General features: G+C 53.7%; 13 protein-coding genes. 1 reads left to right on the top strand and 12 read right to left on the bottom strand.

The genetic code is table 11. The features are described from left to right. Positions 1-16 precede the first annotated feature (16 nt). From pheS to rlmE, 10 genes are all read right to left on the bottom strand, one after another. Positions 17-1,051 (bottom strand): phenylalanine--tRNA ligase subunit alpha, encoded by a 1,035-nt coding sequence (gene pheS, locus ACZ5BW_RS02445; RefSeq protein ID WP_464542187.1) that lies wholly within the window; start codon positions 1,049-1,051, stop codon positions 17-19. Between the two features lie 140 nt (positions 1,052-1,191). Further along, complete coding sequence (rplT, locus tag ACZ5BW_RS02440; RefSeq protein WP_107760871.1) at positions 1,192-1,551, bottom strand: 50S ribosomal protein L20; 360 nt, start codon at positions 1,549-1,551, stop codon at positions 1,192-1,194. Between the two features lie 12 nt (positions 1,552-1,563). Further along, positions 1,564-1,761 (bottom strand): 50S ribosomal protein L35, encoded by a 198-nt coding sequence (gene rpmI, locus ACZ5BW_RS02435; protein WP_011379851.1) that lies wholly within the window; start codon positions 1,759-1,761, stop codon positions 1,564-1,566. Positions 1,762-1,991: 230 nt separating this feature from the next. Next, positions 1,992-2,546 (bottom strand): translation initiation factor IF-3, encoded by a 555-nt coding sequence (infC, locus tag ACZ5BW_RS02430; RefSeq protein ID WP_464542184.1) that lies wholly within the window; start codon positions 2,544-2,546, stop codon positions 1,992-1,994. Positions 2,547-2,623: 77 nt separating this feature from the next. Beyond that, positions 2,624-4,540: a threonine--tRNA ligase gene (gene thrS / locus ACZ5BW_RS02425; RefSeq protein WP_464542182.1), complete on the bottom strand. Its 1,917-nt coding sequence runs from the start codon at positions 4,538-4,540 to the stop codon at positions 2,624-2,626. Positions 4,541-4,787: 247 nt separating this feature from the next. Further along, positions 4,788-5,807 carry a PstS family phosphate ABC transporter substrate-binding protein gene (locus tag ACZ5BW_RS02420; RefSeq protein WP_464542180.1) on the bottom strand — a complete coding sequence of 340 codons (1,020 nt, stop codon included), beginning with the start codon at positions 5,805-5,807 and terminating at the stop codon, positions 4,788-4,790. A gap of 209 nt (positions 5,808-6,016) precedes the next feature. Beyond that, on the bottom strand, positions 6,017-7,408 hold the full coding sequence (gene glmM, locus ACZ5BW_RS02415) for a phosphoglucosamine mutase (protein ID WP_464542178.1): 1,392 nt from the start codon (positions 7,406-7,408) through the stop codon (positions 6,017-6,019). Between the two features lie 36 nt (positions 7,409-7,444). After that, a complete protein-coding gene (gene folP / locus ACZ5BW_RS02410) occupies positions 7,445-8,272 on the bottom strand; it encodes a dihydropteroate synthase (RefSeq protein ID WP_464543754.1) in 828 nt (275 codons plus the stop codon). 201 nt (positions 8,273-8,473) lie between these two features. Beyond that, positions 8,474-10,369: an ATP-dependent zinc metalloprotease FtsH gene (ftsH, locus tag ACZ5BW_RS02405; protein ID WP_464542176.1), complete on the bottom strand. Its 1,896-nt coding sequence runs from the start codon at positions 10,367-10,369 to the stop codon at positions 8,474-8,476. 168 nt (positions 10,370-10,537) lie between these two features. Continuing rightward, entirely contained in the window at positions 10,538-11,158 is a 621-nt protein-coding gene (gene rlmE / locus ACZ5BW_RS02400) for a 23S rRNA (uridine(2552)-2'-O)-methyltransferase RlmE (protein ID WP_464542174.1), read from the bottom strand. Positions 11,159-11,186: 28 nt separating this feature from the next. Here rlmE and yhbY point away from each other — a divergent pair, with 28 nt between their 5' ends. Beyond that, a complete protein-coding gene (gene yhbY / locus ACZ5BW_RS02395; protein ID WP_464542172.1) occupies positions 11,187-11,474 on the top strand; it encodes a ribosome assembly RNA-binding protein YhbY in 288 nt (95 codons plus the stop codon). Between the two features lie 209 nt (positions 11,475-11,683). Here yhbY and greA read toward each other — a convergent pair whose 3' ends face one another. Continuing rightward, positions 11,684-12,160 carry a transcription elongation factor GreA gene (greA, locus tag ACZ5BW_RS02390; RefSeq protein ID WP_464542170.1) on the bottom strand — a complete coding sequence of 159 codons (477 nt, stop codon included), beginning with the start codon at positions 12,158-12,160 and terminating at the stop codon, positions 11,684-11,686. Between the two features lie 108 nt (positions 12,161-12,268). Next, on the bottom strand, positions 12,269-15,496 hold the full coding sequence (gene carB / locus ACZ5BW_RS02385; protein WP_464542168.1) for a carbamoyl-phosphate synthase large subunit: 3,228 nt from the start codon (positions 15,494-15,496) through the stop codon (positions 12,269-12,271). Positions 15,497-15,518 lie beyond the last annotated feature (22 nt).

The following is a 15,518-nucleotide window of genomic DNA, read 5'->3' as shown; positions in this document are numbered from 1 at the left end:
TTCCTGATCTGAGGTTTCAGTTGAACTGTTTCAGGAACCGCAAATCATTTTCGAAGAACAGTCGCAGGTCGTTTACCCCATATCTCAGCATCGCCAGACGCTCGACGCCTAAACCAAAAGCAAAGCCGACATACTTTTGGCTGTCTATGTTGACATGCTTGAAGACATTGGGATGTACCATTCCACAGCCCAGCACTTCCAGCCACCCGGTGTAACTGCATACGCGACAGCCGGTTTTGCACATTACACAGCCGATATCCATTTCGGCTGAAGGCTCGGTAAAAGGGAAAAAAGAAGGGCGAAAACGCACCGGCAGATCGTCGCGCTCGAAAAAATGCTGCATGAAATCAGACAGGATGCCTTTCAAGGCCGAAAAGTTGGCGCTTTCATCAATCCATAAACCTTCCACTTGATGAAACATCGGAGTATGCGTCAGGTCGGAATCGCAACGGTAAACCCTCCCTGGCGCAATCACCTTCAGGGGAGGGGGGTTGCTTTCCATGTACCGTATTTGAACGGGTGACGTGTGGGTGCGCAACAGGTGCTCGCCTGCGCCGCCGTTTTCGTCATCGACATAGAAAGTATCGTGCATGGCGCGGGCGGGATGGTTTTCCGGAATATTCAGCGCGGTAAAATTATAAAAATCGGTTTCGATCTCGGGGCCGGAAGCTACCGTGAATCCGATGGAATGAAACAGCGACTGAATCCGGTCGAGCGCGAGCGTGATGGGATGGAGTCCACCCATTCCCGTTCCACGTCCCGGCAAAGTGACATCCAGCTTTTCCCCTATTAACTGCTCTTCCAGCTTCTTTTCCTGTATCGCCTCACGGCGGCGGTTCAGCGCTGCCTCCAGCGCCTCCTTAGCCTGATTGATACGGCTTCCCACCGCGGGACGCTCTTCCGGGGGGATCTTGCCCAATCCCTTGAGCAGTTCGGTCAGTTGCCCATGCCGGCCCAGATATCGCGCCTTGACCTGTTCCAGCTCGGCCATGTCATCTGTTCGATTGAACAGCTCAATTGCTTCAGTAAGAAGATGATCCAGGTGAGTCATTCAAATAACAGTTTGATCAAATTGGACTCTGCATATGAAAAGAGGAGGCCAGGCGTTTTTGCCTTTAGCCTCCTCCCAGTCTTTTAATCCCGGAAACGCGAACAAAGCCCCGAGTTCACGCCGGGCTTGCAAAAACGCCTCTAAACGGCCAAACTGGCCCTGGCCTGTTCCGCTATTTTTGCAAAGGCCGGCTTGTCGAATACCGCCAGATCCGCCAGGACCTTGCGATCAACCTCGATCTCGGCCTTTTTCAGGCCGTTCATGAACACGCTGTACGACAAACCGCACTCCCTGGCAGCGGCGTTGATGCGGGCGATCCAAAGGGCTCGAAACTCGCGTTTCTTCTGGCGGCGATCGCGATAGGCGTATTGCCCCGCTTTCATCACCGCTTCCTTCGCTACGCGATAGACGTTCTTGCGGCGACCCCGATAACCTTTCGCCAGGTCCAGTATTTTCTTGTGGCGGGCGTGAGCTGTTACACCACGTTTCACTCTTGGCATATCAGTCCCCTCCTATGCGTAGGGCATCATGGCGCGTACAGACGCCACATCACTGAAGTGCACGTTCACGGAACCCCGCAACTGGCGCTTGCTTTTCGTCGTTTTCTTGGTAAGAATATGACGCTTGAATGCCTGCGAGCGCTTCACGGTACCACCCGCTCTCACCGTAAAACGTTTCGCCGCACCACTCTTTGTTTTCATCTTTGGCATTACTTTGCTCCTGCTTTAACATGACACAAGGTGTTTCCCGAATGGAACGCTTTAAACCCTGGGGTCACTTGTTTTCAATGAAATGAAACTTGTCAGACCGACAGGAAATCACCATACCTGCTCCCCATCCTGGACGCTATATCCCGGCTCGCCTCCCCCGATTTCTATCCAACAGGACAGGTACAGATCCGGTACCGGATGAACCTGAAATTGATGGAAAATGAGTGCGTTTAGCGCCGCTCAGGCTGGCTTTCTGTGGCAGTCGTTGGTTTTGTTTCCTTTGGGTTGGGGGTTTTTACTTCCTGGGAGTTCTTTACTTCTTTCTTTCGTGGAGATAACACCATCACCATCTGGCGTCCCTCCATTTTGGGAAATTGCTCCACTACCGCATGCGATTCCAGATCGCCTTTTATCCGCTCCAGCAACCGCACTCCAAATTCCTGATGCGCCATTTCCCGACCGCGGAAGCGGAGGGTAATTTTGGCTTTATCGCCTTCGTCCAGGAAGGTGATCAGATTACGCAGCTTGATGTTGTAATCACCCTCGTCGGTATTGGGACGAAACTTGACTTCCTTTATCTGGATCTGTTTCTGTTTGAGCTTGGCTTCGTGCTTTTTCTTGCTTTCCTGATACCGAAATTTCCCGTAATCCATCAGGCGGCATACGGGAGGTTTAGCGGTAGGTGCGATTTCAACCAAATCCACCTCCGCTTCTTCCGCCAGATTGTTGGCGATTGCCAGAGGGACTATACCTATCTGCTCTCCATCTACACCAATCAAGCGCACCTCGGGTGCAGTAATCTCGTAATTGATGCGTGCTGCTTTTTCCTGAACTATAGCAACTCCCAGAATCTATTAGTAAATCAAGCCGCCCCAGCGCGGGTGCGGATCTCTTCCTCAAGCCGGTCCACCAGGGCCGGCAATGTCATCTGACCAAGGTCAGAGCCAGTGCGGGTACGTACAGCCACCCTCTGCGCTGCCACCTCCTTATCACCCACGATGATTTGATAGGGCAGTTTTTGCAGACTATGCTCCCGTATTTTATAAGTTATTTTTTCATTTCTCAAGTCCGCATACGCTCGAATACCGGCCCGCCTGAGTTCTTCGGTCACTTCTCTGGCGTAATCGGCCTGCCCTTCCGAGATATTCAGTACGACCGCATGATCCGGCGATAACCATAACGGCAATGCTCCCGCATGATTTTCGATAAGAATACCGATAAAACGCTCCAGTGAGCCGAGGATTGCGCGGTGAAGCATTACCGGTATCTGCCGGGAGTTATCCTCAGCCACAAACTCTGCCCCGAGACGCTCCGGCATGGAAAAATCCAGTTGCAAGGTGCCGCACTGCCAGATGCGACCGATACTGTCCTTGAGCGAAAACTCTATTTTCGGCCCGTAGAACGCGCCTTCACCGGGTTGCAGTTCCCAGATGAGGTTTTTGTGATTCAGCGCGGATCGCAGCGCCTCTTCCGCCTTGTCCCACTGCTCCTCGGAACCCACGCGCTTTGCGGGACGGGTGGAAAGTTTCACCAGGATGTCATTAAAGCCAAAATCATTGTAAACCTTCTGCAACAGATCGATAAACTGGACAGCCTCATCTTGCACCTGGGACTCTGTGCAAAAGATGTGAGCGTCGTCCTGAGTGAACGCTCGCACCCGCATGATCCCATGCAGCGCACCGGAGGGCTCGTTACGGTGACAGGAACCGAATTCCGCGAGTCGAAGCGGCAGGTCGCGATAACTTTTCAGCCCCTGCTTGAACACCTGCACATGCCCCGGACAATTCATCGGCTTGACGGAAAATTCCCGGTCTTCGGCCTGCGTTACGAACATATTCTCGCGGAAGTTTTCCCAGTGTCCGGAACGCTCCCACAAACCCTTGTCCAGTACGGAGGGCGTGCGGATTTCAAGATAGCCGTTATTGCGGAAGATGTCCCGCATGTACTGTTCGACCTGCTGCCAGATAACCCATCCCTTCGGGTGCCAGAACACCATACCAGGCGCTTCTTCCTGAAGGTGAAACAGGCCCAGTTGCTTGCCGAGCTTGCGGTGATCGCGTTTTTCCGCCTCTTCAAGACGGCGCAGATAGGCGTTCTGATCGTCTTTATTGGTCCATGCGGTGCCATAGATCCGCTGCAGCATTTCGTTATGCGAATCGCCGCGCCAATAAGCGCCCGCAAGCTTCATCAGCTTGAAAACCTTCAGGCGGGATGTGGTGGGGACATGGGGACCGCGGCACAAATCAGTAAAATTTCCCTGAGAATACAGGGAAACGTCCTCCTCGCCGGGAATGGCTTCGATGATCTGCGCCTTATAGTGTTCGCCCTGGTTCTTGAAAAAATTGATCGCCTCGGATCGATCCCAAACCTGGCGTTCGACTTTCAGGTTGCGCACGCTGATTTCAGCCATGCGTTTCTCGATTGCCGCCAAGTCTTCGGGGGTGAATGGCCGTTTGTAGGAAAAATCGTAATAAAAGCCGTCCTCGATTACCGGTCCAATCGTGACCTGCGCTTCCGGAAACAATTCTTTCACCGCATGCGCCAGCAAATGGGCGCTGGAATGACGAATGACTTCCAGCCCTTCCGCATCTTTTTCCGTAACGATGGTCACATCGCTGTCATTTTCGATACGGGTGGAAAGATCGACCAGCTTGCCGTTCACCTTGCCTGCAAGCGCAGCACGAGCCAGCCCGGCGCCTATCGAAGCTGCAACTTCACCCACCGTTACAGGATGCTCATACACACGCTTCGAACCATCCGGCAAACGAACTACGGCCACGGCCTCTCCTTTTGATAAATAAGGACTGACTTAAAAATCCTGATTTTACAGGATTCAGCGGAGTGGAGGTGGTAGCGGGCGATTTACCTGCCAGGAAAAACAGCTTTATATCCGGGGTTGGAGGAGATTCTGGGGAAAATTCAAGGCGAATGGAAAACGGGGATGCGAAATGATGCATTTGCGCGCCACTCGCATCCACATATAGAAACAGGAACTTCGAATCAGGGTCCTGAAGACGAACCCGCCGTTATAGGCTCGCTTCGCGCTTGAGCAGTTCTTCTACCCTGACACCCGTTTCCGTTCGTCCGCCGAAAACGGTTCCCACCTTCTTTTTATTGAGATGTTCAAGATTGGTGCTATAGGCTTGCGGTGGCAGCGGAAAAAATTTCACTTCTTTCACCAGTTCAGGCGCATTTTTCATGTAAAACTCGACCAGCTCCCTGACTTCCGGTTTTTCCGCCGATTTAATATTCACGTAAATGAAAATCGGGCGGGATAAAGGCTGATAACTGCCATCTTCCACTGTTTTTTCGGAGGGAAGCACAGGGCCTTTTCCCGAATCGATGGCCACAGCTTTGAGCTTCTTCTGGTTTTCAACATAATAGGCAAAACCGAAAAAGCCAAGTGCGTTCTTGTCGCTGGCGACTCCCTGCACCAGTACGTTGTCATCTTCGGAAGCAGTGAAATCACCCCGGCTGGACTTGGTTTTGCCTACGATCGCTTCGGTAAAGTAGTCGAAAGTGCCCGAATCAGCGCCCGCTCCGTAGAGCTTCAGTTTTTCATCGGGCCATGCCGGATTAGCCTGGTTCCATCTGGTGATTTTACCTTGTGCTTCGGGTTCCCAGATCTTCTTCAGCTCAGCCACGGTGAGTGTATTTGCCCAGTCATTCCTGGGATTGATCACCACCGTTAACGCATCGAATGCTACCGGCATTTCAACATACTGGATACCGGATTTTTTGCATTCCTCCATTTCCTTCTGCAGAATGGGACGGGAAGCGTTCACGATATCGGTTTCGCCGCGGCAGAATTTTTTGAAACCTCCACCAGTACCGGAGATACCGACGGTTACTCTTACCGCTCCTTTCTTCGCGTTCTGGAAATCTTCCGCTACCGCCTCGGTAATGGGAAAAACGGTGCTTGAGCCATCTATCTTAACCAGTCCCGCTGCATTCGCGCCGGCAGTCATGAAAATATTGGCGACGCTCAACACTGCGCCCAACACCGCTGACATTGTCAGTCCCGCCCCACTCAATGATTTCAACATTTCATTCCCCGTTCAATTAAACAGACCATGCTTTTCTCAGCACCGTCATGCTAGGTCATGAATATTACGTTTTTGTGACATCCTGGGACCCGGAGCAGATACAGAGCAGATACGGTACAGATAAGGTGAATTTCTCCATGAATTAATTTTCTCAAAAAGAACTGGTAGAAAAAACTTTAATCATGGTAAGAGGCAAAACGTCCTTTGATTCAATCCGGCACGGCCTTTTCAACCGCCCTTTCGGCTGCCGCCGCATTTCGCACAACCTCTGCTATTTTCTCCGCCCAGTGTTTGACTTTCTGCCCAGACTCGCCTTCTACCATTACCCTTATCAACGGTTCCGTACCCGAAGCACGCAGAAGTACTCGGCCTGTGGTATCGAGATCGCGCTCGGCCTCTGACTGAGCGGTTTTGATGGCGAAATTGCTGTGCGCATCAAATCCCTTGGGCACCCTGACATTGATCAGTTGCTGCGGATAGAGCGTCACGTCCGAGGCTAGCTCGGTCAAGGTCCTGCCGGAATCACGCATTGCATAGAGTACCTGTAATGCCGAAATGATTCCGTCACCCGTGGTATGTTTGTCAAGGCAGATAATGTGACCTGAGCCTTCACCGCCCAGCTGCCAATTTTTTTTCTGCAGCAGCTCCAGCACATAGCGATCGCCGACATTCGCGCGCGCAAAAGAAATATTCAGTTTCTTTAAACCGTTTTCAATCGCCAGATTCGTCATGAGCGTACCCGCCACGCCCCCCTTGAGCAGCCCGTTTTGTTTTCGATGTTTCGCGATGATGTAGATCAACCGGTCGCCGTCGTAAAGCACACCCTCGCCATCAGTCATGACTACGCGATCACCATCCCCATCCAATGCCACCCCGATATCTGCCTGATGGTGCCGGACTGCCTCCTGCAGGGTGGCGCTATGCGTTGCGCCACACTCGTGATTGATATTGAGACCGTCGGGATGGATTCCAATTGCCACCACATCGGCGCCCAGTTCGTGCAGTACAGGACCGGCAATCTGATATGTGGCGCCGTGGGCGCAATCGACCACGATCCGCAGGCCCCGCAGATCGAGGTGATTTGGAAAAGTGCTTTTGCAAAACTCGATATAGCGTCCTCTTGCATCATTGACACGCCGCGCTTTTCCGAGATGCGCCGAGGGCATTGCCTTGAGAGGCGCGTTCAATCCCGCTTCAATCTCCTGCTCGGTCGCATCGGGTAATTTGGTGCCAAGAGCAGAAAAAAACTTGATGCCGTTATCCTCGAAAGGATTGTGGGAAGCCGAAATGACGATACCTGCCTGCAAACGCAGGGCACGGGTGAGATAGGCAACCGCGGGAGTGGGCATAGGCCCTGAAAGCAGGACATCCACCCCAGCCGCAGAAAGCCCTGCCTGTAACGCTGATTCCAGCATATAGCCTGATATGCGTGTATCCTTGCCGATTAATACTGCCGGACGCTCTCCTTTTGAAAGATGCCAGTCCGAGGCGGTCAAAACCTTGCCGGCAGAATAACCCAGATGTATCACGAATTCGGGTGTGATAGGTGCTTCTCCTACGCGTCCACGTATGCCGTCAGTTCCAAAATATTTTCTTGTCATTGGATGAGATCCATTGGTTATCGAAATGAATTGAATTCAACTGAGGGTTTCCACCGTGAAGTGAGCGTATGATGCATTCTCCCGTGCAGAACCTCGGTCGTAAACGGCATTATAAACGGCGAGCGCATCTCGGGTTGCCCGGACGTCGTGCACCCGGAAGACGGCCGCACCCTTCATCGCCGCTATCAGCGCTGCTGCTATGCTGGCATGAATCCGGCTATTTATGTCACTGCCCGTGATTTTTCCCAGCATCGATTTGCGCGAGAAACCTACCAGCAGCGGTACTCCAAGATCGAGAAACTGATCGAGATGGCGTAATAGTTCGATATTATGAACCTGGTTTTTACCAAAACCAAAGCCCGGATCGACTACCAGTCGCTCCGACGGAATACCTGCGGCTTGCGCAGCCTCCAGACGCCGCTTCAGAAAAGCCTTGACATCATGCACTACATCATCATACTGGGGATTGACCTGCATATTAGCGGGTTCGCCCTGCATATGCATGAGGCAAGCCGTCACACCTCCTTCTGCGACCGCCTCCAGCGCACCGGGGATCTGGAGCGCCCTCACATCGTTAATCATCACTGCCCCCGCGGCGATGGCAGCTCGCATGACCTCGGGTTTGGAAGTATCGACCGAAACCTGCACATTCTGGTTTGCCAGTTCTTTCACTACCGGGATAATCCGGCGTAATTCCTCTTCAACAGAAACCGGAGTGCTGCCAGGACGCGTTGATTCACCGCCGATGTCCAGCAGATCTGCCCCTTCTTCGATCAGGCGGAAAGCATGACTGAGGACATGCTCAGTCGAAGCGAATAAGCCGCCATCCGAAAAGGAATCAGGGGTTATGTTGACAACGCCCATCACAAGAGGGCGATGAGGGGAAATGGAAATTTCTACAGGCGGGATAGAAGATAGTGACACCAGGACTCACCATTGCGGAGTAGTTTTCTTCTCTATGAACTGGAAAAGGCGGCGTGAAAAAGATGGGACGAAAAAGACAGATGAAAAAGGCGGGATGAACCGCCTTTTTCATTGTTTACTGCATCATAGCAACTTCCTTGCTTAAGCTTCCTGTGCTGGTGTCGCTGTGGGTGCAGGCGCCGCCGGGGGGGCATTATCCTTGGGCGGCGTTGGAGCAGCCCTGCTTGGCTTGGGAGGCCGGGGCGTACGGCCTTCCATGATATCCCCGATTTGCTCCGCGTCTATGGTTTCCCATTCCAGCAGCGCTTTGGCCATAACCTCGATCTTATCGCGGTTTTCTTCGATCAGCTTGCGCGCCAGAGTGTACTGCGTATCGATGATGCGTCGAATTTCTATATCCACCTTCTGCATGGTCGCTTCGCTGACATTCTTGTGGGTTGTGACGGAACGGCCCAGAAACACTTCTCCCTCGTTCTCGCCATAAACCATCGGGCCAAGCGAATCAGACATGCCCCACTGGGTGACCATGCGTCTCGCCATCTCTGTCGCACGCTCAAAATCATTGGATGCGCCGGTCGTCATCTGGCCCATGAAGACTTCCTCGGCGATACGGCCACCGAACAGAACCGCAATATTCTGCAGGATTTCCTCACGGTCCATGCTGAAACGGTCTTCGGTCGGCAGTTGCATCGTCACGCCCAGTGCCCGCCCCCGTGGGATAATGGAAACCTTGTGTACCGGGTCGGTCTTGGGTAACAACTGGGCAACCACCGCATGCCCGGATTCATGATAGGCAGTGTTGCGCCGCTCACGCTCCGGCATCAGAACAGATTTGCGCTCCGCACCCATGAAGATCTTGTCCTTGGCCCGCTCAAAATCCTCCATGTCGACGAGCCGCTTATTGCTGCGTGCAGCAAACAGGGCCGCCTCATTCACCAGATTGGCGAGATCGGCTCCGGACATCCCGGGAGTTCCGCGGGCGAGGGTCTCAGCATGTACATCGGGCGCGATCGGCACTTTGCGCATATGCACGTGCAATATCTGCTCACGGCCCCGTATATCGGGGAGCGGCACCGTCACCTGCCGGTCGAAACGGCCAGGACGCAACAGCGCGGGGTCGAGCACATCCGGACGGTTGGTGGCTGCAATGACAATCACGCCGGCAGTTCCCTCGAAACCATCCATTTCCACCAGCAACTGATTGAGCGTCTGTTCGCGCTCATCATTGCCACCCCCGAGACCCGCGCCGCGCTGACGCCCCACTGCATCGATCTCGTCAATGAAAATAATGCAGGGAGCATGCTTCTTCGCTTGCTCGAACATATCGCGCACTCGGGCTGCACCTACCCCCACAAACATTTCAACAAAATCGGAGCCTGAAATACTGAAGAAGGGGACCTTGGCTTCACCCGCAATAGCACGCGCCAGGAGCGTCTTACCCGTACCCGGATTTCCCACCATCAACACGCCGCGCGGAATACGCCCTCCCAGTTTCTGGAACTTGCTGGGATCGCGCAGGAATTCCACCAGCTCGGAAACTTCCTCCTTGGCTTCTTCACAACCTGCAACGTCGGCAAACGTCACCTGGTTGGTGGATTCGTCGAGCATGCGCGCCTTGCTTTTCCCGAATGAAAAAGCGCCGCCGCCACGACCCCCACCCTGCATCTGCCGCATGAAGAAAATCCATACCCCGATCAGCAGAAGCATGGGGAACCAGGAAACGAAGATATTCATCAGGAGAGAAGGTTCTTCCTCCGGCTTGGCATCTATGATGACGCCCGCCTTAAGCAGATCGCTCACCATCCACGGATCCGAGGGCGTGTACGTCGTAAAACGTCTGCCATCGGTTTTCGTACCCTTCAGCGTGCGGCCTTCAATAGTTACTTTGGCGATCCTGCCCTGCTTCACCTCGTCGATGAACTGGGAATATTCCATCGGTGCTTGCCCCGACTGTCGTGTACTGAACTGATTGAACACCGTCATCAGCACAAGAGCGATCACCAGCCAGATGGCCATGTTTTTAATGAGATTGTTCAAAGTAGCTCCTTGGCTTGCGCCGTCAAAATACTCGAATGTTTCATTCTAAACCCATTTCTAGATTTAGAATAGCCGTTATCCCTGCTACCAGCCTCCAGGTTCGCGTGAGGATCTGCAATCTCCCTATATATCCATATTTATCTGCGCTGGCCTGTGAGCCGGGAACGTTCAATCCCGTTTCCCCAGTCCCAGCAAATAGATTTCGCTGCTCCGACCCCGTGATGCCAGAGGTTTACGTGTTACCACCCGATTGAATGTAGCGCGCATCGCGCGAAAAAACTCGTCAAAACCAGAACCTTGAAACACTTTGACGAGGAAGTTGCCGCCAGAGTTCAACCGCTCGGTACAAAACTCGAGAGCCAGCTCCGCCAGATGCATGCCACGCGTTTGATCAATTATCCCTATGCCCGTTATATTAGGCGACATATCGCAAATTACAAGGTCAACAGGCAAATCCTTCAATTGTTCCTTCAATTCGGCCAGGACAGACGCCTCGCTGAAATCTCCCTGAATGAAGGTTACGCCGGATATGGGCGCCATTTCCAGGATATCCACGGCAACCAGCCTACCCTTCCCCGTGAGTTTCTCCGCCGCTACCTGCGACCACCCGCCGGGAGCGGCGCCAAGGTCTACTATCGTCATGCCCGGCCTGAACAAGCGATCGCGTTCGGCGATCTCCATTAGCTTATAGGCCGCGCGTGAGCGGTAGCCCTCCTTTTTCGCTTGCTTGACAAAAAAGTCATTCACATGCTCCTTCATCCAGGCTTTGCTGGTTTTGGTCCGCTTCATCGCGTAAACTGTGGTCGTGAAAGAAGATATGTTAGCACTTACTCCAGATTTCCGACGCGGGCTCAAGGCTCGGGCGCACGCTCTCAAACCGGTCGTCTGGATAGGCGCAGCCGGTTTATCGGACAACGTGGTGAACGAGCTGGATCAGCGACTTAAAAGCCACGAGTTGATCAAAATCAAAGTGGCGAGTGACGACTGGGAAATAAGAAACGCGTTACTTGAGAAAATTTGCGGACGCCTCAACGCTGCACCGGTGCAGCACATCGGCAAGATGCTGGTGATTTACCGTCCTGAACCCGAAAAAATAAAGAACTGAAGCAAACCGGAGATGAATCTACTGGCAATGGATCAACCAAAGTGCCCACTGGCCCTGGCCGCTCCGATCTGGGCTAATATAGATTCCCCTATCCGCATCCGGAGGAACGTGTCCCAGAGAGAACACATTCGGACAGGACCTATATATTCAAATTATTCAAATTCAAGGTAAAGTGCGAGAGTTCCTGGCTCCCGCGCCTGGGAGCATTCTCAAATGTATCTCACATCGAGAATTTCGTACTCCCGCACCCCGCCTGGCGCCATCACTTCAGCCACATCCCCCGGATATTTGCCTATCAGAGCGCGAGAGATAGGGGAACTGATGGAAATCTTTCCCTCCTTGATATCCGCTTCATCATCCCCGACAATCTGATAAGTAACGGTTGTGGCAGACTCGACATCCTCCAGATCGATGGTAGCACCGAATACACAGGCTCCATCTGCATCCAGCGTCGTCGGATCGATGATCTGTGCATTGGAGAGCTTGCTCTCAAGCTCAGCGATACGTCCTTCGATAAAACTCTGACGTTCCTTGGCCGCTTCGTATTCGGCGTTTTCGGAAAGGTCACCATGGGATCTAGCTTCCGCAATGGCCGCAATCACAGCGGGACGATGAACTGTTTTCATCTCATGCAATTCGGCGCGCAGTTTTCCCGCGCCTGTCACTGTCAAGGGAATTGTACTCATAGTCTCTTCTGCTACCTGTTCTGGATCGGGTGTGCCTGTTGTTCGATATTGCTATACCGGAGCACGACCTCCTTGGGCAATTCAAAATTTGAACTCAAAGTTCTCACTTCAGGAAGCGGCGTTCAGCAAGGCCCCTTCCCCCGATTCGTGGAGTTGCTGCAACCCGTAGGCGTGCAATTCCTGCATGTTTGCCATGCCTATGCAGGCGGCTCGCGCCCCGGCTAACGTAGTATAGTATGTCACCCGCGCCTGTAGCACCGCGTGGCGAATCGAGTAGGAGTCGTGAACGCTCCGCTTGTCTTCCACTGTATTGATGATCAAGTCCATCTCCCCATTCTTGATCATGTCTACAATGTGGGGACGTCCTTCCGCCATCTTGTTTACCGGCGTCACGGACAGGCCTGCCGCACTTAGAACCGCGGCAGTACCCCGGGTAGCATAAAGCGTAAACCCTAACTGAGCAAGATTGCGGGCGATTTCAACCACGCGCGGCTTATCCGCGTGGCGTACGCTTATGAAGACCTTCCCGCTTCGTGGAAGTTTCACTCCCGCCGCCAGTTGGGACTTGACGAAGGCTTCTGCAAATGTCTGCCCCACTCCCATCACTTCACCGGTCGATTTCATTTCGGGCCCGAGTATGGTGTCCACGCCGGGGAACTTGATAAAAGGGAAGACAGCTTCCTTGACCGAATAATAGTCCGGGATTACCTCACGAACCACGTCCTGCTGAACCAGGCTCAACCCTGTCATGCAGCGGGCGGATATTTTTGCCAAGGGGATGCCGGTAGCCTTGGAGACGAAAGGTACCGTGCGGGACGCTCTCGGATTGACTTCCAGCACGTAGACGACATCGTTCTGGATGGCGAATTGCACATTCATCAGGCCCACTACGTTGAGTGCGCGTGCCATTGCCGCAGTCTGATGGCGCAACTCGTCCTGCAACCGGGCAGATAAGCTGTAGGGAGGCAGCGAACAGGCTGAGTCGCCTGAGTGCACGCCCGCCTGTTCGATGTGCTCCATGATACCCCCGATCAGGACGTTCTCTCCGTCCGAAACCGCATCCACGTCCACTTCCACCGCATCATTCAGAAAATGATCCAGCAGCACCGGAGAGTCGTGCGAGACCTTTACCGCCTCTTTCATGTAACGCTCCAGGTGCGCCTGCTCATGGACGATTTCCATGGCCCGCCCGCCCAATACATAGCTCGGGCGTACCACCAGCGGATAACCGATCTCTTCCGCCGCAGCGAGTGCCTCCTCCGCCGTCCGCGCAGTACGGTTGGGTGGCTGTTTCAGCCCAAGCTGGTGCAGCATCTTCTGAAAACGCTCCCTATCCTCGGCGCAATCGATCATATCCGGGCTGGTGCCGATGATCGGCACGCCATTTGCCTCGAGATCGCGCGCAAGCTTCAGCGGAGTCTGGCCCCCGAATTGCACGATGACACCCAAAGGCTTCTCGACGGCTACTATTTCGAGCACATCCTCCAGCGTCAGAGGTTCGAAATAAAGACGGTCGGACGTATCGTAATCGGTCGAAACCGTTTCAGGGTTGCAGTTGACCATGATGGTCTCGAAACCATCCTCGCGCAAAGCCAGAGCGGCGTGGACACAACAGTAGTCGAACTCGATACCCTGACCGATGCGGTTAGGTCCCCCGCCCAGCACCATGATTTTCTTATTATCGCTTGGCAGCGCTTCGCATTCTTCTTCATAAGTGGAATACATGTAGGCCGTATATGTCGCGAATTCGGCCGCGCAGGTATCGACGCGCTTGTACACCGGGCGCAGATTGAGTTGATGGCGCCTTGAGCGGACCGCCTCAGGTGTCACATTCATCAGTCGGGCAAGTCGCCGATCCGAAAAGCCGCTGCGTTTCAGCTTGCGGAACGTGGAAAAATCAAGCGCATCCAGCGCTGTTCCCGCAACCGACCGTTCCTGCCGTATCAAATCTTCAATCTGCGTCAGAAACCAGGGATCGATGTGGGTGTGCGCATGTATCTCATCAAATGCCATGCCGCAGCGAAAGGCGTCCGCAACATACCAGATCCGTTCAGGACCAGGGTATGCCAGTTCGGCCTCGACAGTTTCAATATCGGCCATTTTTTCGTCCAGTCCATCAGCCCCGATCTCCAGCCCGCGCAGCGCTTTCTGCAGAGATTCCTGAAACGTCCGTCCGATGGCCATGACTTCTCCCACCGATTTCATCTGGGTGGTGAGGCGATCGTTGGCCTGGGGAAATTTCTCGAAGGCAAACCGCGGTATCTTGGTAACGACGTAATCTATGGACGGTTCGAAGGATGCCGGCATTGCGCCACCCGAAATATCGTTCCTGAGTTCGTCCAAGGTGTAACCCACGGCGAGCTTGGCTGCCACCTTGGCAATGGGGAATCCGGTGGCTTTTGAAGCCAGGGCAGATGAGCGTGAAACCCGGGGGTTCATTTCAATCACGAACATGCGCCCATCCTCCGGATTGATGGCAAACTGCACGTTGGAACCGCCGGTTTCAACCCCGATTTCGCGCAGGACCGCTATCGAGGCATCCCGCATGATCTGATATTCCTTATCCGTCAGCGTTTGCGCGGGTGCAACCGTGATGGAGTCGCCTGTGTGAACACCCATGGGATCGACGTTTTCGATGGCGCAGACAATAATGCAATTGTCATTCCTGTCGCGTATGACTTCCATCTCGAACTCTTTCCAGCCGATAACTGATTCCTCGATCAGCAGTTCCCTCGTCGGGGAAGCTTCCAGCCCGCGCTCGCAGATATCGAGAAACTCCTCGCGGTTATAGGCGATACCGCCGCCAGTACCCCCCAGCGTGAATGATGGACGGATAATGGCGGGATAACCCACCATTGCCTGGACCTGCAGCGCTTCCTCCAGGCTATGGGCAATTGCGGAGCGGGCAGAACCCAGACCGATGCCTGTCATGGCCTGCTTGAATTTTTCGCGATCCTCGGCTTTGTCGATTGCTTCGCGCGAAGCGCCAATCAATTCGACTCCGTATTTCTCCAGCACGCCGTTCTTCGCCAGGTCCAGCGCGCAGTTCAATGCTGTCTGCCCACCCATGGTGGGCAGTAACGCATCCGGGCGTTCAACGGCAATGATTTTTTCGATCATGGGCCAGATGATAGGCTCGATGTAGGTCACATCGGCCATTTCGGGATCCGTCATGATCGTGGCGGGATTGGAATTCACCAGAATGACCCGGTAACCCTCTTCCCTCAGCGCTTTGCACGCCTGAGCGCCGGAATAATCAAACTCGCACGCCTGCCCGATGATGATGGGACCCGCGCCGATGATAAGGATAGACTTGATGTCGTTACGTTTAGGCATAAGTTGGAGGAACGAAAACGGG

It is taken from the genome of Nitrosospira sp. TNL300, from assembly GCF_055385915.1.
Note: the sequence above shows the minus strand (reverse complement) of the source record. Positions and strands in the feature narration are given on the sequence as shown.

Excerpts from the sequence above, each read along its gene's own strand:
- pheS (WP_464542187.1), bottom strand. The coding sequence starts at position 1,051 with ATGACTCACCTGGATCATCTTCTTACTGAAGCAATTGAGCTGTTCAAT.
- rplT (WP_107760871.1), bottom strand. The coding sequence starts at position 1,551 with ATGCCAAGAGTGAAACGTGGTGTAACAGCTCACGCCCGCCACAAGAAA.
- rpmI (WP_011379851.1), bottom strand. The coding sequence starts at position 1,761 with ATGCCAAAGATGAAAACAAAGAGTGGTGCGGCGAAACGTTTTACGGTG.
- ACZ5BW_RS02420 (WP_464542180.1), bottom strand. The coding sequence starts at position 5,807 with ATGTTGAAATCATTGAGTGGGGCGGGACTGACAATGTCAGCGGTGTTG.
- glmM (WP_464542178.1), bottom strand. The coding sequence starts at position 7,408 with ATGACAAGAAAATATTTTGGAACTGACGGCATACGTGGACGCGTAGGA.
- folP (WP_464543754.1), bottom strand. The coding sequence starts at position 8,272 with ATGGGCGTTGTCAACATAACCCCTGATTCCTTTTCGGATGGCGGCTTA.
- rlmE (WP_464542174.1), bottom strand. The coding sequence starts at position 11,158 with ATGAAGCGGACCAAAACCAGCAAAGCCTGGATGAAGGAGCATGTGAAT.
- yhbY (WP_464542172.1), top strand. The coding sequence starts at position 11,187 with ATGTTAGCACTTACTCCAGATTTCCGACGCGGGCTCAAGGCTCGGGCG.
- greA (WP_464542170.1), bottom strand. The coding sequence starts at position 12,160 with ATGAGTACAATTCCCTTGACAGTGACAGGCGCGGGAAAACTGCGCGCC.
- carB (WP_464542168.1), bottom strand. The coding sequence starts at position 15,496 with ATGCCTAAACGTAACGACATCAAGTCTATCCTTATCATCGGCGCGGGT.